This is a genomic window from Pseudanabaena yagii GIHE-NHR1 (assembly GCF_012863495.1).
GTDB classification, from domain to species: Bacteria; Cyanobacteriota; Cyanobacteriia; order Pseudanabaenales; family Pseudanabaenaceae; genus Pseudanabaena; species Pseudanabaena yagii.
The window spans coordinates 1,524,456-1,543,683 of sequence record NZ_JAAVJL010000001.1; the positions used below are offsets into that span (position 1 = coordinate 1,524,456).

At 42.3% G+C, this 19,228-nt stretch carries 19 protein-coding genes; 5 read left to right on the forward strand and 14 right to left on the reverse strand.

Annotation, left to right across the window (positions count from 1 at the left end; all coding sequences use genetic code 11):
- Positions 1-357 precede the first annotated feature (357 nt).
- Both HC246_RS07135 and HC246_RS07140 read left to right on the forward strand, forming a co-directional pair.
- Positions 358-1,545, forward strand: a complete 1,188-nt coding sequence (locus HC246_RS07135) for a hypothetical protein (protein WP_169362782.1) — start codon at positions 358-360, stop codon at positions 1,543-1,545.
- Between the two features lie 78 nt (positions 1,546-1,623).
- Complete coding sequence (locus HC246_RS07140) at positions 1,624-2,322, forward strand: hypothetical protein (protein ID WP_169362783.1); 699 nt, start codon at positions 1,624-1,626, stop codon at positions 2,320-2,322.
- A gap of 45 nt (positions 2,323-2,367) precedes the next feature.
- Here HC246_RS07140 and tyrS read toward each other — a convergent pair whose 3' ends face one another.
- The 9 genes from tyrS to HC246_RS07185 all read right to left on the reverse strand — a co-directional run bounded on the left by tyrS (position 2,368) and on the right by HC246_RS07185 (position 10,703).
- Entirely contained in the window at positions 2,368-3,582 is a 1,215-nt protein-coding gene (tyrS, locus tag HC246_RS07145) for a tyrosine--tRNA ligase (RefSeq protein ID WP_169362784.1), read from the reverse strand.
- Between the two features lie 128 nt (positions 3,583-3,710).
- Positions 3,711-4,610, reverse strand: a complete 900-nt coding sequence (locus HC246_RS07150; protein WP_169362785.1) for an Rpn family recombination-promoting nuclease/putative transposase — start codon at positions 4,608-4,610, stop codon at positions 3,711-3,713.
- Positions 4,611-4,642: 32 nt separating this feature from the next.
- Entirely contained in the window at positions 4,643-6,355 is a 1,713-nt protein-coding gene (locus tag HC246_RS07155; RefSeq protein WP_169364516.1) for an ABC transporter ATP-binding protein, read from the reverse strand.
- A gap of 237 nt (positions 6,356-6,592) precedes the next feature.
- Entirely contained in the window at positions 6,593-7,090 is a 498-nt protein-coding gene (locus HC246_RS07160) for a type II toxin-antitoxin system YhaV family toxin (protein WP_169362786.1), read from the reverse strand.
- A gap of 2 nt (positions 7,091-7,092) precedes the next feature.
- Positions 7,093-7,425 carry a type II toxin-antitoxin system PrlF family antitoxin gene (locus tag HC246_RS07165; protein WP_169362787.1) on the reverse strand — a complete coding sequence of 111 codons (333 nt, stop codon included), beginning with the start codon at positions 7,423-7,425 and terminating at the stop codon, positions 7,093-7,095.
- A gap of 136 nt (positions 7,426-7,561) precedes the next feature.
- Complete coding sequence (locus HC246_RS07170; protein WP_169362788.1) at positions 7,562-8,428, reverse strand: class I SAM-dependent methyltransferase family protein; 867 nt, start codon at positions 8,426-8,428, stop codon at positions 7,562-7,564.
- Between the two features lie 42 nt (positions 8,429-8,470).
- Positions 8,471-9,124 carry a lysophospholipid acyltransferase family protein gene (locus HC246_RS07175; protein WP_169362789.1) on the reverse strand — a complete coding sequence of 218 codons (654 nt, stop codon included), beginning with the start codon at positions 9,122-9,124 and terminating at the stop codon, positions 8,471-8,473.
- Positions 9,121-10,074 carry a phosphatidate cytidylyltransferase gene (locus tag HC246_RS07180; RefSeq protein WP_169362790.1) on the reverse strand — a complete coding sequence of 318 codons (954 nt, stop codon included), beginning with the start codon at positions 10,072-10,074 and terminating at the stop codon, positions 9,121-9,123. The genes HC246_RS07175 and HC246_RS07180 overlap by 4 nt, the downstream gene beginning before the upstream one ends.
- Entirely contained in the window at positions 10,065-10,703 is a 639-nt protein-coding gene (locus tag HC246_RS07185) for a CDP-alcohol phosphatidyltransferase family protein (protein ID WP_169362791.1), read from the reverse strand. The genes HC246_RS07180 and HC246_RS07185 overlap by 10 nt, the downstream gene beginning before the upstream one ends.
- A gap of 207 nt (positions 10,704-10,910) precedes the next feature.
- Between HC246_RS07185 and HC246_RS07190 the strand changes: the two genes are divergently transcribed.
- Both HC246_RS07190 and crtH read left to right on the forward strand, forming a co-directional pair.
- Positions 10,911-11,957, forward strand: a complete 1,047-nt coding sequence (locus HC246_RS07190; protein ID WP_169362792.1) for a hypothetical protein — start codon at positions 10,911-10,913, stop codon at positions 11,955-11,957.
- Positions 11,958-12,216: 259 nt separating this feature from the next.
- Positions 12,217-13,731 (forward strand): carotenoid isomerase, encoded by a 1,515-nt coding sequence (gene crtH / locus HC246_RS07195; RefSeq protein WP_169362793.1) that lies wholly within the window; start codon positions 12,217-12,219, stop codon positions 13,729-13,731.
- A 656-nt stretch (positions 13,732-14,387) separates the two neighbouring features.
- On the opposite strand, the gene HC246_RS07200 is transcribed toward crtH, so the two are convergent.
- Together HC246_RS07200 and HC246_RS07205 are read right to left on the reverse strand one after the other, a co-directional pair.
- Complete coding sequence (locus tag HC246_RS07200) at positions 14,388-14,840, reverse strand: GNAT family N-acetyltransferase (protein WP_169362794.1); 453 nt, start codon at positions 14,838-14,840, stop codon at positions 14,388-14,390.
- Positions 14,841-15,230, reverse strand: a complete 390-nt coding sequence (locus tag HC246_RS07205) for a tautomerase family protein (RefSeq protein WP_169362795.1) — start codon at positions 15,228-15,230, stop codon at positions 14,841-14,843.
- Positions 15,231-15,321: 91 nt separating this feature from the next.
- Here HC246_RS07205 and HC246_RS07210 point away from each other — a divergent pair, with 91 nt between their 5' ends.
- Positions 15,322-15,636 carry a hypothetical protein gene (locus HC246_RS07210; protein WP_169362796.1) on the forward strand — a complete coding sequence of 105 codons (315 nt, stop codon included), beginning with the start codon at positions 15,322-15,324 and terminating at the stop codon, positions 15,634-15,636.
- Here the strand turns inward: HC246_RS07210 and HC246_RS07215 are convergent.
- From HC246_RS07215 to HC246_RS07225, 3 genes are all read right to left on the reverse strand, one after another.
- Complete coding sequence (locus HC246_RS07215) at positions 15,625-16,374, reverse strand: metal ABC transporter ATP-binding protein (RefSeq protein ID WP_169362797.1); 750 nt, start codon at positions 16,372-16,374, stop codon at positions 15,625-15,627. The genes HC246_RS07210 and HC246_RS07215 overlap by 12 nt on opposite strands.
- Before the next feature lie 191 nt (positions 16,375-16,565).
- Positions 16,566-17,921 carry an IS66 family transposase gene (tnpC, locus tag HC246_RS07220; RefSeq protein ID WP_169362798.1) on the reverse strand — a complete coding sequence of 452 codons (1,356 nt, stop codon included), beginning with the start codon at positions 17,919-17,921 and terminating at the stop codon, positions 16,566-16,568.
- A 180-nt stretch (positions 17,922-18,101) separates the two neighbouring features.
- Entirely contained in the window at positions 18,102-19,100 is a 999-nt protein-coding gene (locus HC246_RS07225; RefSeq protein WP_169362799.1) for a competence protein CoiA family protein, read from the reverse strand.
- Positions 19,101-19,228: the final 128 nt, after the last annotated feature.

Genomic DNA, 19,228 nt, shown 5'->3' on the forward strand with positions numbered 1-19,228 from the left:
ACAAATCTAAATTAAGGATTGGCGGCGCGAAGCGCCGCCAATCCTTAATTTAGCACTAACAATTTACTAGGTTTAGGGTAGATGTAGTGCGGACTTCGGTTGTACTGCATTTACCCAACCTATAAGTCCTATCTAAATAATAAAATCCAACAAAAAACAACAATTTAATGACATCTAAGGGCATCATAATGTAAGATTGGAAGCCTTCGGCGCAAAAGAATTCGTGCTAAAGCCCCGAAAAATATTTCATTTTTGTGTTGTTTTGATGAGAATCGATAGTTTCTCTGAGTGTCTTGAGTCTAGGATTGCACGATTTCGTTAAGTTCAGCAAATTTAGCTCATGGGTGAGGAATATAAATGCTAAAAAGAAGCTTTACGATAGAGAAATTGCTTCTGGTATGCACAGGAGCAATGATTGGGTTGGGTGCGATCGAGCAGGTCAATGAGGTCTTTGCTCAGTCAAGCACTGTCTCCACCCAATCACAAGTTACCAGAGATAAAGTTAACAATTCTGGATCTACCAAAAATAAAGTAGTCACCTCTACAACGAAAAACAAACTAACTAGTTCCACAACTGCAAAAGCTAAAGTCACTAAGGCTCCAGTTGTAACCAATAGGCTGCCACATTCTGCTAAAGATTTAAAAGATAAGCAAGTGGATCTTTTTGCTAGTCCTATTGCCTTTAAGACTAGTTCTTCTATCTCACTACCTACCAAGCTTGATAGTAATTTGGTAGACATTGCCCAATCCACTCAAAAGGTTGCCCAGTCAGGAACAACAACATCTAATTCACCTGACCTGATTCGTCAGCAATTACTCATTCGACCTATCACCACTCAAACCACCAACGTATTTATCAAGCGGATCTATACGCCATCGTTAAATGCTGGTACACCCGTTGGCTTTGGTTTAGAAACTGGTGATGCCTTTATTGGTATTTTTGGTTCCACCGCAGGTAGATTGCGGGATACAGTTGATGGCAGTATCTCAATGGGTACTGGATTGGGAGATGCCAGCAAGTATCTTGCCGTTGAAGGTGTATTCAATATCAACAGTATTCGTAACTTTGGCTCCAACGGTTCCTTTGATCTCAAAGTACACAGAATAGTTTATGAAGACTTTTATAGACAGGTTGGTGTTTCTGTGGGCTGGACGAACTTTGCTAACTACGGAACCAATGCAGGCGGCACACCTTCCTCAGTTTATGGGGCAGCAACAATTTCCCAGTTAACCGATCCTGAAAATTTGGATAGCCCTAAACCCTTAATCGCGACTCTTGGTGTTGGTGGTGGTACTTATCGTAAGTCCACAAGCAATGGTGGAGTTGGCGTTTTTGCTAACCTTGGATATCAGTTTGCCCCACAATGGGGAGCTAGTACAGCATGGTCAGGTCAGGGATTGAACTTTGGCGTAGGATTTTTGCCAGACCCCACTTTGCCCTTGAATATTACGCTGACCTATTCCGATGTAACCAACAATAGCGATGCAGGTACTCAGCTAATCTTAGGCGTTAGCTATGGGTTTAACTATACTGGTCGTAAGTAAGCTGCACCATGTGCCTTGGCGCTACATCCATTTGACGAGTTGAGATCGCTCTGAATACAACCTAGCCCCACAATCAATATGAAGAAAACATTTCTATCACTGCTTGCTTCTTCGCTCTGCTTTGCAGGAATAGCACCCGTTTTTGCAGGAACCACACCCATTTCACCTGGAAATTGTATTTTGTACAATAACTTTGGTTCGGGTGCTCCTGACGGTGGTTTGTTTGACAATATGTCAAGAACCAAGGTATTCATCACCCTTGAAGGTCAAAAGTTTATTCTTGGTGAACTTAATGCCAAGAGTCTGCCAGTCTTAAATCCTTTAGCTCAAGGCAATCCAGCAATCAAAGACTTTGTATTTTTGCTCACAGGCGACAAGGGAAAAGTCAACTTTAACAGTCCTGAAATTGACAAGTCTCAAGCCAACTTAGTTGGTAGATTGACAGGATTAGGGCTAGATTTGGGTGATGGCAGACCTGCAAGACAATTGGTTGCAGCACTAACCTTGTTGATTCCTTTTGGTAATGAAGCCACACCTTCGGAGACCATTGGAGTTGCTGCGGTTGATGGGACCAAGTTTTATCAAGCGATTACCGCTTTTAACTCATTAGTTAATGAACTGGTCAATACCGCCAATGGTACAGGTCCTGAAGCAGCTAAAGCTCAAGCCACCCTCAATGCTCTATTGAAAGATGAGACGTTTAACTCCATTTCTTCCACACTACGTGCCCTAAGAGAACAGTTAAAGGACAAAGAAAGCAAAGAAGAAACCAGATAAATATCTAATCAAAAAGAGGGAACGCTATGCGGTCCCTCTTTTTGATTAGATTAAGCGTAGAAATTTTTTCTTACCGACTTGTAAAACCTTGCCTGATAATTCTTCAACATTGGCAAAGGTGCGATCGCCTAATTTTTCACCATCGAGTTTGACAGCACCATTTTTGATTTGGCTTTGGGCTTCGCTATTACTTTTGCAAAGTCCCGAAGCTTTCACTAAGTAATGCAAGGGAGCAGGGAAATTAATTTGCGCCAGATCAAACTCAGGAATATCACCAAGATCGGTAGTATTTCCAGCGAGGACGATTTTTTCGGCATCCTGTTGGGCTTGGAGTGCGGCTTCAGGGCTATGGTATTGACTAACGATAGCGAGAGCGAGTTGTTTTTGCTTTTCGCGAGGATTTTCGGGGAGAGTGGCGAGTTCGATATCGGTGAGTAGCTCGAAATATTTATCTACAAGGGCATCGGGGACTTTTTCGAGTTTGGAGTACATACTCAAAGGCTCATCGGTGAGTCCGACATAGTTGCCGAGGGATTTAGACATTTTTTGAACGCCATCTAAGCCCACTAACAAGGGTAGTAACAGCCCAAACTGGGCAGGTTTGCCTTGACGATTGGGATCTTTTAGTTGCAGATCGCGACCGACCAGAATATTGAATTTTTGGTCAGTGCCACCTAGCTCCACATCGGAATCGATCGCTACGGAGTCATAGCCTTGCAAAAGTGGGTACAAAAATTCATGCAGGTAAATGGGATTGCCCTTTTCGTAGCGATCGCTAAATCCTTCTTTAGCAAGCATTTGTCCCACGGTCATGCTAGCTTGTAATGTGATAATTTGCTGCAAATCAAGTTTATTTAACCATTCACCATTACGGCGCAACTCAAAGCGATCGCTGGAAAAGTCGAGAATTTTCTTCGCTTGATCTAAATAAGTCTCAGCATTGTAGGCAACTTCTTCAGGGGTGAGGCGAGGGCGTGCCTCGGAGCGTCCTGTGGGATCGCCGATCTGAGCCGTGAAGTCACCAATAATTAATACTGCCTTATGTCCTGCATCTTGAAATTGGCGCAGTTTCCGCAGGGCAACGGTATGTCCGAGGTGCAGGTCAGGACGGGTGGGATCGATACCTAATTTAATGCGGAGGGGGCTATCGCTCTTTTGAATGCGATCGCGGAGGTTCTCGGATTCATTATTGGGAAATATTTCGACAACGCCACGTTCTAATAGGGTTGATAGATTTTTGGGATCGGTACTTGGAGACATTCTAAAAACAGTTAATTAAAAATTTTTACGAGCTATATAGCAATCCTAAATGGTTTGTGGAAGCGCACCCCCTTCGGGGGGTGCGCTTCCACAAACCTCAAAAACTACAAGCGTTTGATCATATTACGCTAAAGATTGGATTGCTTTAGTGTTTCTATCTCCGCAAGAGATAAACCCGTAACTTGACAAATTGTTTGCTCATCAACTAGGTTTAACATTTTTTTAGCCATCTCAATTTTATTTTGCTGGATACCTTGCTGAATGCCCTCCTCAATACCTTGCTGGATACCTTGCTGAAATCCATCCTTGATCGCCTTAGAAATAGCACCACGCTGATCCTGAATAAAGATTTCACTTTTTTCCTGATCTTCTAACTCCTCAAGTGTGAGATTTGCTTGATTTGCAATGTAAAAGGCTTTTTTGATTTCAGGAATTTCACCCATGACTTCAGGGATATCAGGGAGCGATCGTGCTTGATTGAGGAAAAACAGCCATTTATCGACGATAGTTTCTAACTCTGATAATTGTTTTTTGAACTTAGGAAGTTCTACAAAAATCAATTCAATGTCATAGATCGGATAGTCAATCAAGAAATCTTTTTCTTTGAGAACAAATCTTGAAGTGACGCTTCCTAGCTCGGCAAACATGACAAAATCAGTAATTGTTAGCGCAATGACGGGATTAAGTAGGTTATAGCTTTGTGCTGATGTGAGTTGGGTGGAATAGGATTTTGCAGCATTATATAAAATGCGCTTTTCAAAGCCCTCTACATTCAAGACCTGCATCTCGATAATTACAGTGCGATCGCTACCATCCACATCTCTAATTTTTGCCTTGATATCAAGATAAGTATCCTTAACGCCACGAATTTTGGGCGCAAGGTAAGGATTTAAGATTTCTAGATCTTGAATGACTGACTTTTCTTCATAAATGAGCGCATTTAAGAAGCTAATCAAGATATCTTTGCTATCTTCGGAACCGAAGATTTTTTTGAAAGCAAAGTCAATTTTAGGGTTAATGAAGATCATGGGAAGTTACCTTGACACGACATTATGAACTTTTAACCAAAACCTATTGTATCAAACTGGCGAGAATGCAATTGGGCATAGCGTCCTGCTTTTTGCAGCAGTTCATCGTGGGTTCCTGATTCCACGATTTGACCCTGCTCTAAAACGATAATGCGATCGCTATTTCTAATCGTCGCTAAGCGGTGCGCGATGATGAATACCGTGCGACCTTGCATTAAGCGCTGTAATGCCTCTTGGACAAGACTTTCGGATTCTGTGTCGAGTGCCGAAGTTGCTTCATCAAGGATCAGAATCTTGGGATTATGGAGAACGGCTCTAGCGATGGAAATCCGTTGACGCTGACCGCCAGAGAGATTTACACCGCGCTCTCCTACCCAAGTATCGTACCCTTGAGGAAGTTCCATAATGAAGTCATGGGCATTGGCAATTCTTGCGGCATTTTCTACTGCTTGAGTATCATAATCCTTCTGTCCGAATGCAATATTCGAGGCAACGGTTCCTGAGAAGAGGATGTTTTCTTGGGGAACAAGGGCTAATTGGCGGCGTAGGCTTTTGAGTTGGATATCGCGAATGTCATAGCCATCAATGAGAATCTGTCCAGACTTCACATCATGAAACCTCATCAAGAGGCTCATCAAGGTGGATTTCCCTGCACCTGATGCACCGACTAGGGCGATCGCTTCGCCTTTATTGGCGACTAGATTAATATCTGTCAATACTGAGCGATCGCTTTGATAATGGAAGCCAACGTTAATATATTCGACTTTGCCTGTAACTTCAGGAAGGGCGATCGCATTGGGCTTCTCGATGACAACAGGCTGAATTTCAAACATCTCAAAAATGCGATCAACGGATGCTTCCGCTTGCTTGAGTTCGTTGTAGCTATTGGTGGTATTAGAAATTGGGTCAATTAATAATGCCACACCCGCACCAAAGGCGACAAATTGCTCTGGTTTGAGCCAGTTGTTGGCAATTAACCAACCTCCTAATAAAAACAAAAAGCAAATTCCTGTGGCTTCCAAAAAACCAACTACGGGATATTGAATCGCTCTCACGCGATCGGCGGCATATTTGCGGCGGCTATTTTGTTCTGCTTCCTGCTTGAACCTTTCGATTTCATAGGATTCGGTAGCAAAGGCGCGAACAAGGCGAATACCGCTAAAAATTTCCGACAGCAAGGCGGCGAGATTAGAAACTTGATCTTGGCTACGGCGGCTGAGGCTTAACATCCGTTCGCCAAACCATGCAATTAACAAAGCAATCAAAGGTGCAACTGCAAGCGTAGTCAGCGTCAAAATCCAATTCAAATAGATCATGTACGCCAGCACAAAAATCAATTGCAATACTGACGGCACAAATTGATGGAAAAATTTGCCGATGACCTCGCCAATGCGATCGATATCCTCAGTGAGGCGATAGGATAAGTCCCCAGTACGCGATTCGGCAAAATAGTCTAAATCAAGGGTTTGCAAATGGGTATACACATCAACTCGCAAATCTCTTGCTGCGTTTAGAGCCGCTTGCGACATCATGGAGTCCTGCCCATACTGCCCCAATCCCCGAAATACAAACATAACTACGGTGAAAGCCGAGAGTTGTAAAATGCCATTCACATCTCCCTTACCCAAAGCTTGAGCTACACGCCCTAGTAATTCCGCAAGGAGGGGCATCGTACCAATAAAGACTAATGTGCATAAAAAGGCTTTAGCGATTAGAAAACGCTGGGGATACACGTAATCCCGCATCTGCCAATACGACGATCGCTTTGAAGATTTTTGTTTCAAACTCGTAGCTCAACTGTTTGCAATTCACCAAGGATAAGTTTCTCACTTTATCGCACCAATTTGACGCGATCGCATAGCTGTTACAGCACAGTGCGCCGAATAATCAACAAAGAAATTTTAGGAAGTGCAGCGAAGTTGCACTTCCCAAAATTTCTTTGTACTACTTTACGATTCAACTCAATACCTCAAATTTGGTTGTTAATTAATTATTTTTTCTAGCTGTTTTAGGCGATGGGCTTCACCCTCTGCTTCTTTAAGCAAATCATGCCAATCATTTGGAGGATGACCACTTTCGAGCATTTTCTTAAAAACTCGATAAGCATCTGTATTACTCTCATAGGCTCTTTTAGAACCCTCGTCATTTACCCAAGCAAAAACGATGATTTTACTCTCTTGGTGATATCGAAAAAACAATCGGTACTGCTGGAAAAATTTCGCTCGAAACCAATGTTTATATTCGTTACCAAGCGTTGTACCTTGACGATACTCGCTACGGGTGGGATCTTGGGGAATCACCTCAAATGCTAATTTGGCGATCGCAGCTAGACGCTTTGTGGCATTTTTCTGTTTGTAATTATTGGGATATTTCTGACGTAATCCTTCAACTTGTTGTAGAAGTGTTTCCAACTGATCTAGAAAAAGAGAATGGGCAAATATGTTCCATCCATTGATTACTAAAGGCGGACTGGTAGACAAATTTATTCATCCTCTTCTCTTAGCGGCGCGTCTAGATCCAAATCAACGTCAGATACCAAAGCCTGAACACGACTTACTAAATCTGTACTTAAAACTTGCACATGGTGAGGATTTTTTTCGATATCTTGAGCCAAAAAATTCAGAAATTGACCAATGATGGGATCGCTCTCGGTTTGATCGGCACGCGAAATTACAACGCGACCATCTGGCTCAATCGTGTAGCAAATTTTATCCCGTTTGTTTAATCCCAGCACTTTACGAATCGGATCAGGAATTGTGGTCTGATAGCGATCGGTTAGGGTAGATTCTGAGCGTTGAGCTAGGGTGACAGCCATAGCAAATTTTTTAATATGTCGATTAATATCATCTTTAAGGTAATGCAATTGCATTGTCTTGTCAATGGCATTACTCAATTGGCAGCCAAAAGATAAAGGCAGCGCTTCGCACTGCCTTTATCTTTTGGGGTTGAAGCTATATCAACGGTTTCTTGGCGGTAACAACTCCAAAAATGCCATTGGGTTCCATTTGCACCTGAAAATTGTGAAAGCCAGCCTCTTCAGCCCATCGGCGAGTTAGTTCCCAAGATCGTACTCGCATCACCCAAGGCAGTCCCGTATGGGCAGGCAAGGTACGGGCAATCATTTCTAGTTGCGGATGCTGCGGCTGAATTGTAAAAATCAAAGTACCCTCTGGATCGAGAAGTCGATAAAGCTGCTGAAAATGATGCTTGATCAGATCATCATTGGGCAAAATCTCATGCAAACCCGAAACAATCACCACATTTGGTCTAGGCATTACCCGATCTAGATCTACGTCATTGAAAGCGTCAGCCTGTTCGATTTGGGCGGTAACTCCAAATTGCAGCGCAAGCTGACGCGCCTTGGTGACATTCTCTAATTTGTAATCACGCAGGGTTGCCGCGATCGCATCAGATGTAAATTCCTGCAATACCTCCAGATCGTAGCGACCACCACCACAAGCAACATCCAACAAATGACAGGGAATATTTTGCTGCTGATAAGAGCGTAATACCTTGCGGAGAGTCGATTTCATTAACTGCGATCGCGCTCTAATACCACACCATCCCCGCGAGTTGAGATAAAACCAATCAATCAGATTTCCTAATGGGGTAATCCCACTCGGTCTATTTTTGTAAACATACTCCAACATCACACCTGAGTCAAAACCATACTGAAAGCCAATCTGAATCCCTTGCGAGAGCTTTCCAATAGTTTTGAGAGAAAGGTTCATTAATCCGTAGTACCACGCTTTAGGATTCCAGACTGGTAAAGGACGCAAGAGTTGTTCGTAAGTGAGGGATGATTTTTGTAGTAACATTTTGAATTCTCGAAGATAAGTAAAAGTGGGTAAAGAATTGCTTCAAATTGAAATTAGCCTGTCGTCTGATAACTTCTGGATACGCTCTGTCAGTTGCTGGAGAAAGACTTGCTTCTGTCCATTCCAGTACAACGACTCACCGATGCAGATCCAGCATAGTAAGGGAATAGGAAGAAAGTCACCTTTAGGAAGTGATTTGCCAAGCCCATGTAGAAAAATGGGAATAATCGGCACATCAGGATTTTGTTTAGCTAGATGAGCGATGCCACTTCTAAACTCACTAAGGCTTTCAGGTGCTCCTCTCGTGCCTTCGGGATAGAGAATCAGGATCTGATTTTGAGCGATCGCCTCAGCACAGTTTTTAAAGAAGTTGCGATGATGACAACTATTTTCTCGGCAGTTACCTGCTTCCGTCGAGACAGGAATAATGTTGAGAATATGTCGAGCAAACCATGCTAAACATGGACTTTGTTGTAGGAAATACTGCTCGTTTGCCACGGGGCGGAGATTCTGCACCTTTGATAATGGGAATAGTGACAAGAGAACGAGGGTATCTAGATGACTATTGTGATTAGCGACTAGAATCGCGGCTCCTGATCTGGGTAATCTCTCCCGATGCTGGATGCGTAATCCCAAAAGAATCAAGACGATGATTTTTGTGGTCAGAAAGAAAATAATCCTAAGAATTCGTTTCATAGTAATTGCCCGTGGTAGTAGAAATAAACGGTGAAGTGGAAGAATAAAGGAGCAGTGTAAGTAAGACTATCAATGCGATCCAAAATGCCACCATGACCGGGGATGAGAGTGCCACTGTCCTTAATGCCTAAATCTCGTTTGATCGCCGAGATATTGACATCACCGATAAATCCCGTCAGGCTAAGCAGTAGCCCTAAACAAGCAGAATGGAGTAAATCAAAGGGAGTCAGCCAAGGTGCTAAGGTGATCGCTAATCCCGTAGTTGTGAGAATGCCACCCAGCAAGCCTTCAACAGTTTTATTGGGACTGACTTTGGGAATAATTTTGTGACGACCTAATAGTTTGCCGAAGATGTACTGAGCGATATCATTGATTTCCGTCAGCAGTAATAAATAAACTAATAAACCTGTCCCTCCTGCGATCGGATTGCCGTTTAGTGGCAGCATGATTAGGTAGGAAAGATGGCTGATGGTGTAGACATTTAACATCAGTCCCCAATGGAGCGTACCGATCGCATTGAGAAATCCTTCAGTTTCTCCATTGAGCAACATTCGCATCGGTAAGAACAGGAACATATAGATGGGAATGAAGATCAGAAACATGCCATACCAGCCAATGTAAATCCAGAAATATTGGAGTATGATCGCTAGATAAGCCCAAAGTAAAACTCGGCGATCGCTCAAACGAGTAGGAATAAGGGAGAGATATTCTCTGAGGGCAATAAAACTGAGCACCATAAAAAAGACAATGGAAATGGGTTGCTTCAGTAATATGGCAAAACTGAAAATCATCACCATAATCCACCAAGATTTGATGCGGGCTTTCAGTTCGCTATAGTCATTTTCCTGATGACTGAATGCTAAGCCGAGGACTGTAAATGAGGCGATCGCGAGCAATCCAAAAATGCCTGCGAAGGTATAAAGTACTGGAGTTGCCAAGTTTATTTCCATGAATCCACCTCCTGAAGCATTCCTTGAACGCTATTGCCAATTGTCCAAAGCTGAAGAAAAATCACGCCACTCAAAAGGATGTTTAGCCATTGAGTAGGATCAATTCCCCAACCTAATATCAAGCCAATTAACCCAAAAACTAAGGCGCGATCGCTTTTGCCCATTGGTCCTTCGTAGTGACGTTTATGATCAATCTCATAGCCTAAGACTCCCACCATTTCAGTGATAATCGCTAAAATCACAATCCCGACAATCAAGGGAGCAGAAACGCCTGCAATTAGAGCAAAGGGTAAGTAAAGCAAAACATCGGACAAGACATCTCCCACCTCATTGAGAATGCATCCAAATTTAGTAGTCTTTTCATATTCACGGGCAAGCATTCCATCGATCGCATTGAGAGCCATGCGTACTAATAAGGCGATCGGCAGAAATAATAAAACTGATTGAGTAGTAGGCAAAAAAGGTATCGACAGTTGTGTACTTTGCACAAGTGCTAGCCCTGTCAACCCCGACAACAAAATCGCCGAGATCGTCACTTGGTTGGGAGAAATTTGCCACGTTGCTAATTTTTGGACTAGCGGACGCAGTAGATTTTGAAATGCTGATTTGCATTGATAGATGGAAACCATTAGCTTCTCCGAGAACTCATGGTTTAATCATGCAGCTTGTACCTATGTAATGAGAATGACTTGATCGATGAAGCTACGATCGCCACGAAGTTTAAAGAAGTAGATCGAACTAGGGCGAAGTTTTTTTGCAAAGCTTGTTATATTAGTAATCAGTTTTACCTTGCTCCTCAGGTACAAGGTAAAACTATTAGTTAATTAGTCGTCAATATGTCAGGACTACCAGCATTTCGTCCCGAAGCCCTTGAGCAATGGCTTCCCCGAACACTCCAAAACCATTATGTAGACTTATTGCTACGACGCATAGGAATGACAAGGCGCAGAGCCGATTGTTTTGTACGACTAGCGCTCTATTTATTTTTGAAAAATTGCCAATCTCGCAAGGAACTTCCAAAACCACCACTGACAGAGTTATCTTTTCCGCAGGGATGGGTGGAGTGCAGTTGCCTCGAAGCCGCAGATGTGTTTTATAGCGATCGCGATCGTGGGGGCGATCGCGCAGCGGGAATGATGCTGAATAAGTTAGTCGATTTAGGATTAATTCAAAAGCAATTTGACGGCAACTGCACTCAAGTGAAATTTCATGCAATGCCAGATTTACTGAAAAGTGATGCCAAGAATCTCCATATAAGCTTTGCGATCGATGCCTTTGATCCTCGTAGTGATGCAATTCCGATCGCAAATTTGTTAGCGAATAATTACAACTGGCTCAATCGTAATAACGATGCAGTCACCTATCGCATTGCGAATATTCTGCGTGACTGGGCAAGTCAATACACAGCAGGCTTAAGGGTATTACGTCGCAGCGACAATCAGAATCCTGTTGGTTTTTATGCGTTCTATCCCACCAAACGCGAGTCAGAAGTTAAATTTTTTGAACCGCCTAGTCGAGGTCTGCATCTGAGTCAAGTTGCGGATGTCGATCCATTTCAAATGGCTTTGGCAGGAGATGAGACTTGTCGATCTCTTTTTGTGAGAAGTTGGGTGATTGATAGTGACTATCGACAAGCAGCCCAAATGGAACTTCTGCTAGATGCCCAACAAACCATGAAGAAAATGCAGCAAGATTTCCCGAACCTGTGGGATATGTATACGTTAATTATTCATCCCAGTTATGCAGAACTAAGTCTAGCATTGGGATTTCAAAAGACTAATGCCGATCCCAAAATGCCTCTCTATTGGATGTATCAAGCCGTCGATCGATTCTTGAAACTTGATATGCAAAACTTAATGAGGGACGCGCAGTCCCTAAACTAAGAAAATTTTTAAAAATCTTCTTGTGGTTCGTTTGATCGAGAAGTGCTGTAGGAAATCAGATTTGTTGAGGTGCGGCTTCGCCGCACCTCAACAAATTAAATAGCTAGGTAGCTAGCGCTGTACGCCTATAGTGTCAGAGTTTTTAAAACCCTAAGAAATTTCGGAAAGGCTTAGTTTGTAAGCCTTTCCGAAATTTCTTAGGGTTTTAGATCAGCGCGAAGCGCTGTATAGTAAGTAGAGATTTTGATTAAGAAATGTAATGGCGCAAACACTCGATGCGGATGTAATTGTAATTGGCTCAGGGATTGGTGGATTAGTCACCGCGACCCAATTGGCGGCGAAGGGGGCAAGTGTAATTGTCCTAGAGCGCTACTTGATTGCAGGGGGGAGTGGCGGCTATTTTGAGCGCAATGGCTACCGCTTTGATGTGGGCGCATCGATGATCTTTGGTTTTGGCGATCGCGGCACGACGAATCTCCTCACCCGTGCGCTGGCGGCGGTGAATATGAAAATGGAGACGATTCCCGATCCTGTGCAGATCCATTACCATTTGCCGAATAATCTGGAAATCGAGGTGCATCGTGATTATGAGCAGTTTATTAAAGAATTAGGCGATCGCTTTCCCCATGAACGTGAGGGAATTCGCAAGTTTTACGATGAATGTTGGAAGATTTTTAATTGCTTAAATGCGATCGAGTTGCTGTCCCTCGAAGAATGGCGCTACTTGATGCGCGTATTTTTCCAGAATCCTTTTGCTTGTTTGGGTTTAGCTGCTTACTTGCCCCAAAATGCAGGGGATATCGCCAAGAAATATATTCTCGATCCTGAGTTGTTACAATTCATCGATATGGAATGCTACTGCTGGTCAGTGGTTCCCGCCGATCGCACACCAGCGATTAATGCAGGGATGGTGTTTAGCGATCGCCATTACGGTGGCATTAACTATCCCGTCGGTGGCGTGGGCAAGATTGCTGAAAAATTGGCGGAAGGTTTGGACAAAGCGGGTGGAGAGATTCGCTATGGGGCAAGGGTGACCCAGATTATACCCAAAGCAAAGTCGGGTAAAGGTGCGATCGGTGTAAAGCTGGCGAGTGGTGAAACTCTCTATGCGAAGAAGGTTGTTTCTAATGCCACACGTTGGGATACCTTTGGGAACTTGCTTAAGGATGAACCTTTGCCAAGTGGTGAAAAGGGATGGCAATCGCGCTATCAAAAATCCCCCAGTTTCTTGAGCTTGCATCTTGGTGTTGAAGCTTCCGCAATTCCCGATGATGCAGCTTGTCACCATATCTTGCTGGAAGATTGGAACGATATGCAGAAAGAACAAGGCACGATTTTTGTGTCGATTCCCACATTACTCGATCGCTCTCTTGCTCCTGAAGGTCATCACATTGTGCATACCTTTACGCCTAGCTGGATGAGTGAATGGGAAGGTTTATCGCCTTCGGAATATGAAGCGAAGAAAAATGAGGCAGCGAGAAAATTATGCGATCGCCTGCTAGCAATTTTCCCTAAACTAGAAGACTGTCTCGACTATCAAGAAGTCGGTACACCCCGCAGCCACCGCCGCTTCCTCGGTCGTACTGATGGAACCTATGGACCAATTCCTGCTGGTAAACCTTTAGGACTATTGGGAATGCCTTTTAATCGAACTTCGATTCCTGATTTATATTGTGTCGGCGATAGCACTTTCCCCGGTCAAGGTTTAAATGCTGTAGCATTTTCTGGCTTTGCCTGTGGGCATTTGGTGGCATCATCTTTAGGACTTGTATAGCAACTGATATCTTAATACCTAAGTAGCTCAGCATAGTTATAAACCAAACCCAAATTTCTGTTTCGCCCGCTATGCGGGCGAAACAGAAATTTGGGTTTTAAGTTTACTTATGTTTAGATATAGTTGTTTTAAATAATTTGTAGAGGGGCTTCGACTCCGCTCAGCCATCGGTGTAAGCTAGCTGAGCGAAGTCGAAGCTGTAGTTCTTATTTGAATTATCTATACTTATCTTTACACTCATGGATGTTCTCAGGAAGAAAAACTGGAAAATTTGATGGAACTGCAATTTTTATGGGCAGTTGGGTATAGTTAGGACTTAATGGGTTGTATCTTCGTGCTATTACCCGTTTATTAAAATTCCGCAAAAATATCCAAATACCCTTTCACTAGACCGAAAGGGTATTTTTTATCTTTTAAGAAGAGGATGTCTTCTTAAAAGATAAAAAACGCGAGTTCGGGATAATTTGAAACGGGCTTTGAGAGAGGGTTTGCTACGCAAACCCTCTCTCAAAGCCCAAAAGTAAAAGCCTTGCTTAGCAAGGCTTTTACTTTTGGGCTTTTAAAATTTGCCAACTTAACCCGAACTGACGTTAAAAAGGATAAGTGGTGGCGCAAAGCGCCACCACTTATCCTTTTGGGCTGCCATATTTACTTTTTTAAGTAAGGTGTTTAATCATTAAATGACGCTTCTCTCGGTGAAAGCCTAACTTGGTATAAAGTGCTTCGGCAGGACTATTCCAATGATCGACAACTAGAGATAACGATCGCATATTCTGACTTTTTAAATAATCCTCAATTAAAACAAATACACTTTTGCCAATGCCTTTACCACGATAGTCTTCGCGTATATATAGCTCATCAACAAGTCCACAGCGACCATGATATTCCATACTAAAAAAGAAAGTTAGAGCTACATAACCAATTGGGCGATCGCGATCGCAAATTAGCCAAATCAATCCAAACTTCTCATCGCTGAGTAGAGCCATAAAAGCTTTAACTACATTGTCATCAAAAGCAATTTGATCAAATTGATAGAACTCCTGTACTAGTTCCATCAGGGGATCGACATCAATAAATTGTGCTAACCGAAAATTAATATCGCTACTCATTTATACATTGACCTTGTAACTTAGGTTTAGTTCATCACCTGCCATGCCCCGAAGCCCCCAATTATGGCTAGCTGTCTCAATTAGGATTATCTCAATATCTATGGGGGCAATATCCAGCTTTTCTTTTAATCGTTCAAACAATAAGCGATATAGGGATTTTTTTGCTTCTACAGAACGTCCTGAGAATAGTAAGATTTCGATAATGATATATTTTTCACTGCGATCGCTAGGAGATTCAAAGTCTTCAGCTTGTAATGGAAAGAATCTTTGAAACCTCTTTTCGGGTGGATAGTTTAGGGCATCCACAACACAGGAATGAATTGTCGATGATAGAACTTCTCGATGCTGTTGAATGAAATCAGCATTTCCATAGATCTTAGTTTGTGGCATAACTTAGGGTTTGAGAGTAAGACTTGGTAAATTTCTAGTATAGTTTCATTTACAGCAAGTTGCGACAGTACAGGTAGACAATCAAAACAGCATGAGAAAACAAATTTTTTTCGCGATTAAATGGACATCAACGCTTCTCATTGCTAGCGTGATTGGATTGGAGTTATGGAAGATTTATGGTGGAGTAATTGAGCCTCAAATGTCTATCCTTATTCCAATATCACTATTTGGACGATTTGCCCTCACCATCCATTGTATTGAAGCAGTGATTGCCTATATTTACGCACCTGCTTCCCAAAAACCACCCATCCAATACGGAATCTATACTTTCTTTGCTGGCACTATTGCCCTCGTCGAGCTATTTGATCAACGCAAAGCAGATAACTCTAACTACTTAGCAAAATAATAGTTCTTCAGAATGATCGTCGTGGGTGCTAGGTGCGATCGCACCGCCATAGGCACTCTGAATATTTTCTGGAGTTAATACCTGTCGAGGTGTACCACTGGCGACTAAATGACGATTGAGTAATAACAACTGATCGTAGCGATCAAGGGTATTGCCCCATTCATGACAGCTAATCAGTAAAGTTTTGCCTTCTTGTCTTAACTCGTTGTAAATTTGCCACATTAACGCCTCGGTCTTTTTATCAACGGCAGTTAAAGGCTCATCCAATAACAAAATATCTGCCTGTTGCGCCAAGGCTCGCGCTAAAAATACCCGTTGCTGCTGCCCACCTGAAAGATTTTTAATTGGGCGATCGCGTAAATCATAAAGCTCGACTCGTTCTAAGGCAGCTTTGACAATTTCCTGAGATTGGCGACTTGTCCGACCAAACCAACCACTGTGCATCGTCCGTGACATCATCACCACATTCCACACGGTCACAGGATAGTCCCAATCAATTTGCGATCGCTGTGGCAGATAGGCAACTTTGTGACGTTGCTGCTTCAGAGGACGTTCGTAATAAAAAATCTGACCGCTTTGAGCAGGAATCAATTCCAGCATTGCTTTGAGTAAGGTGCTTTTGCCTGCGCCATTAGCCCCGATCAACCCCACTAATGAACCAGAACTGAGGCTAAAGGAAATATTCGATAGTGCGGTCACTTCGCGATATTTCACAGATAGGTTTTGCACTTCAAGCATAAGCAGCTCAAGAAATGATAATCGTTTTCAAAATTATACTCACAAATTTAGAAATTCGCATATAAAAAAGTAGTATTTCAAATTTACTGCCCCAAGAGTTTATTAAAAGCCACAGCTTACAGTCAGCTATTTTCCTATCTTAGGATTCTTGCCTGATTCCACAAATACTCTGTTAGATTTAAGGTAATAGCTCAACCTAAAGCAAACAAGGGTTTGGCGGGGTTCAAAGCGATGATAATGGACTCAAAAGCAGAAAAGCCTTGTCTTTTTCCAGTATTGACAATCGAGCGAACAGCCGCAAATAAATCACGCCCCCAATCAGAGCGAAACCCATTCGTAACTTTTCTAAAAATGACACTCCAACGCAAAGCCTGTTCGCTAGAGTTATTAGTCGGTGGGATGGTGTGGTCATCTAAAAACAGGAATAAGTTTTCTCGTAATTCTCGATAACGTTTCTGTAACCTAAGTCCATCTTCTTGAGTCGGTAACAAATCGAGCATACTGTCGAGGTCTCGATACAATCGACATCGGTATTGGTAACGGGTAGAGTCAGCTAAATCCGACCATCGCCTTCGCAGCACCAAAGCTCGTAGCAGCAGTTTTTTCATCCTGCCAGAGAAAATATGGTCTCCTGCATCAATTCCATACTGACAATCTCTGAGTTGATGGGCAAGACAAACTTGCCATGCTGTCGCGGGATTCGTCTTTTGGGCGCTAAATAAATCTGATACCCATACCTCTGGTTGATGCTCTGCCATTACTTCGGTGATGACATCTCCACCTCTAGAAGGTCGGATGATATGAAAACATACTTGCTCGTTCTGGAATACCCATTCCCATTGATTTTTGCCATTAACCCTTGCACTGGTTTCATCACTGCATACTAATCGAGATGTCCTCAGAGCTTGGATTATTCCTGATATTTCAGATTCTAGTTGTCCTTTTACTCTTGTTAAGAGGTTGGAGATTGCTCCTTCCGATATTTTTAACCCAAATACTTCGCTCAGCATTTGCTGCATTCTTCCATAGCTTATCCCGTGACTGTATCTCATCGTTGTCACTAGGGCTGCGATTCGATCTCCAAAGGGACTTCCTACTTCAAAGCCTACGGGTACTGCTGCGATTTGTTCCTGTCCGCAATGCTCACACTTGCATCCATACCTTTCGATTCTGGTCACGATTGGCTTGATTGGTGGTATGTCGATCTTGTCGTATCTTTCCAGTAATACTTGTATTGACTCGCTAATCTCTTTCCCGCATTCTGTACAACTTTTCACGGTTGCTTTGATTGTTTGGTCTGGATTTTCACTCAGTTGACGACCTCCTCCGTCTCTACCTATGCTTCCTGCTCGTTTGCCTTCTGTTTCTTCTGGATTATTAATCTCTGCTTTAAATCCTTTGGCTGGGGGCAAACTTGAGTTCTTTGCGGTCTTCTTTGGTTTCTTTTCTAGCTGTTTCTGTAGTTTTTGTAGTTCTTCCCATAGCTTGACTATCAAGGCTTCTTTTGCCTCGTCTGTTAGTTCTTTTAGGTTGGGTAGTTCCTTCATTTCTTTAATTTATCAGCTTTTGCCTTTTTGTCAATTTTCCTACGTTGAGCTATTACGATTTAAGTTATCTATGTCTACGGCACTGGTCAGTTAAATCGTGATCGACGTATTTGCGTCTTTTTTATCGTTATGAAATGGACGTTTCAGAACCCATCACACATTAGCTGACCAATGCCATGTCTACATTCCCATACGCTTCAATATAGAATTTGCAAAACTAGAAGCAGATGTATATTCAGGAGAAGATTTTTGAAGTTTTGGGTTAGTGTCACAATCAGGACAACTGAACCCAATATCTATAAGTTGACGGTCAAGATCAGGATCTGAAATATAATCACTAAAAAGATAATGTTCCCCGATAAAACGATTACATTTCTTACAAGTATTAGCAACATAACTAGCCTTTTCAATATTGCTGTATTGCTTTTTCAAAAAGCATCCATTGTCATTGGCAATTTGAATTTCATCAGTAGATAAGCTATTCAAGTCCATATGCATATTAGATTGCACAGCCACAACTTTCATTGGTGAGTGACATTTCCAACATGATGCATCAACAATAATCAACTGCTTTTTCTGCTTATAGTGATTACACTTTGGACATTTTGGATGAGTAGTGCATAAGTCAACTCGGTCGGGTTTTAGATCGTCATGATTTAGGCGATCTACATCTTGATCGGAGTTTAGAATGTATAAAACAGGAGTAATCTTATTCTTGGTGTAGTATTCAATCGTTGATTCTGAAGGCTTGTGAGTTACAATCACCTCAATTACGGCAATTACTTTTCCGTCTTTATCTAATAGTGCAATATCAGGACAGCAGATTCCTAAATCATGCTCTAGCCTAACCTGTGTTGCTTTCTTCAATAGGTTCCCTTTGTGTATATCATTGCAAATAGCACATTTCCAATGAATATTTAAAGGTAGATTTTGATCTAAGTGATGTTGAATTTTATTGTGGAGTAGAGTCTTAAACCCGTAATGCAAAGCTGATTCTGGTGTGCAATTAGGACTAATAGACTTATGAGCAAAGTGTGGTCGTTTCTTTAAGCCTTTACGGAGAATAAAGGGCTGTTTGCAGTCTGGACAAAAGTATGAGCTATTTTTGTCTGCATCTTTTGCATTGATCAAATCCTTTAGTGGTGTTTCCCCAATAGAGTAAAGAATTTCATTAGCCATAACGATAACGATAAAAGTAATGACTAAATAATAACTTTTCCTTACTTGTAGAGAGATTAGAGAAAATACCTTACAAATACAGAAACCCAAAGAATTAAACCAGCATCAGTCGTTGCCGTTCATCTTTG

What these genes read in the sequence shown, in the direction of transcription:
- HC246_RS07135 (WP_169362782.1), top strand. Translation starts at nt 358, where the DNA reads ATGCTAAAAAGAAGCTTTACGATAGAGAAATTGCTTCTGGTATGCACA.
- HC246_RS07140 (WP_169362783.1), top strand. Translation starts at nt 1,624, where the DNA reads ATGAAGAAAACATTTCTATCACTGCTTGCTTCTTCGCTCTGCTTTGCA.
- tyrS (WP_169362784.1), bottom strand. Translation starts at nt 3,582, where the DNA reads ATGTCTCCAAGTACCGATCCCAAAAATCTATCAACCCTATTAGAACGT.
- HC246_RS07150 (WP_169362785.1), bottom strand. Translation starts at nt 4,610, where the DNA reads ATGATCTTCATTAACCCTAAAATTGACTTTGCTTTCAAAAAAATCTTC.
- HC246_RS07155 (WP_169364516.1), bottom strand. Translation starts at nt 6,355, where the DNA reads ATGCGGGATTACGTGTATCCCCAGCGTTTTCTAATCGCTAAAGCCTTT.
- HC246_RS07165 (WP_169362787.1), bottom strand. Translation starts at nt 7,425, where the DNA reads ATGGCTGTCACCCTAGCTCAACGCTCAGAATCTACCCTAACCGATCGC.
- HC246_RS07170 (WP_169362788.1), bottom strand. Translation starts at nt 8,428, where the DNA reads ATGTTACTACAAAAATCATCCCTCACTTACGAACAACTCTTGCGTCCT.
- HC246_RS07175 (WP_169362789.1), bottom strand. Translation starts at nt 9,124, where the DNA reads ATGAAACGAATTCTTAGGATTATTTTCTTTCTGACCACAAAAATCATC.
- HC246_RS07180 (WP_169362790.1), bottom strand. Translation starts at nt 10,074, where the DNA reads ATGGAAATAAACTTGGCAACTCCAGTACTTTATACCTTCGCAGGCATT.
- HC246_RS07185 (WP_169362791.1), bottom strand. Translation starts at nt 10,703, where the DNA reads ATGGTTTCCATCTATCAATGCAAATCAGCATTTCAAAATCTACTGCGT.
- HC246_RS07190 (WP_169362792.1), top strand. Translation starts at nt 10,911, where the DNA reads ATGTCAGGACTACCAGCATTTCGTCCCGAAGCCCTTGAGCAATGGCTT.
- crtH (WP_169362793.1), top strand. Translation starts at nt 12,217, where the DNA reads ATGGCGCAAACACTCGATGCGGATGTAATTGTAATTGGCTCAGGGATT.
- HC246_RS07200 (WP_169362794.1), bottom strand. Translation starts at nt 14,840, where the DNA reads ATGAGTAGCGATATTAATTTTCGGTTAGCACAATTTATTGATGTCGAT.
- HC246_RS07205 (WP_169362795.1), bottom strand. Translation starts at nt 15,230, where the DNA reads ATGCCACAAACTAAGATCTATGGAAATGCTGATTTCATTCAACAGCAT.
- HC246_RS07210 (WP_169362796.1), top strand. Translation starts at nt 15,322, where the DNA reads ATGAGAAAACAAATTTTTTTCGCGATTAAATGGACATCAACGCTTCTC.
- HC246_RS07215 (WP_169362797.1), bottom strand. Translation starts at nt 16,374, where the DNA reads ATGCTTGAAGTGCAAAACCTATCTGTGAAATATCGCGAAGTGACCGCA.
- tnpC (WP_169362798.1), bottom strand. Translation starts at nt 17,921, where the DNA reads ATGAAGGAACTACCCAACCTAAAAGAACTAACAGACGAGGCAAAAGAA.
- HC246_RS07225 (WP_169362799.1), bottom strand. Translation starts at nt 19,100, where the DNA reads ATGGCTAATGAAATTCTTTACTCTATTGGGGAAACACCACTAAAGGAT.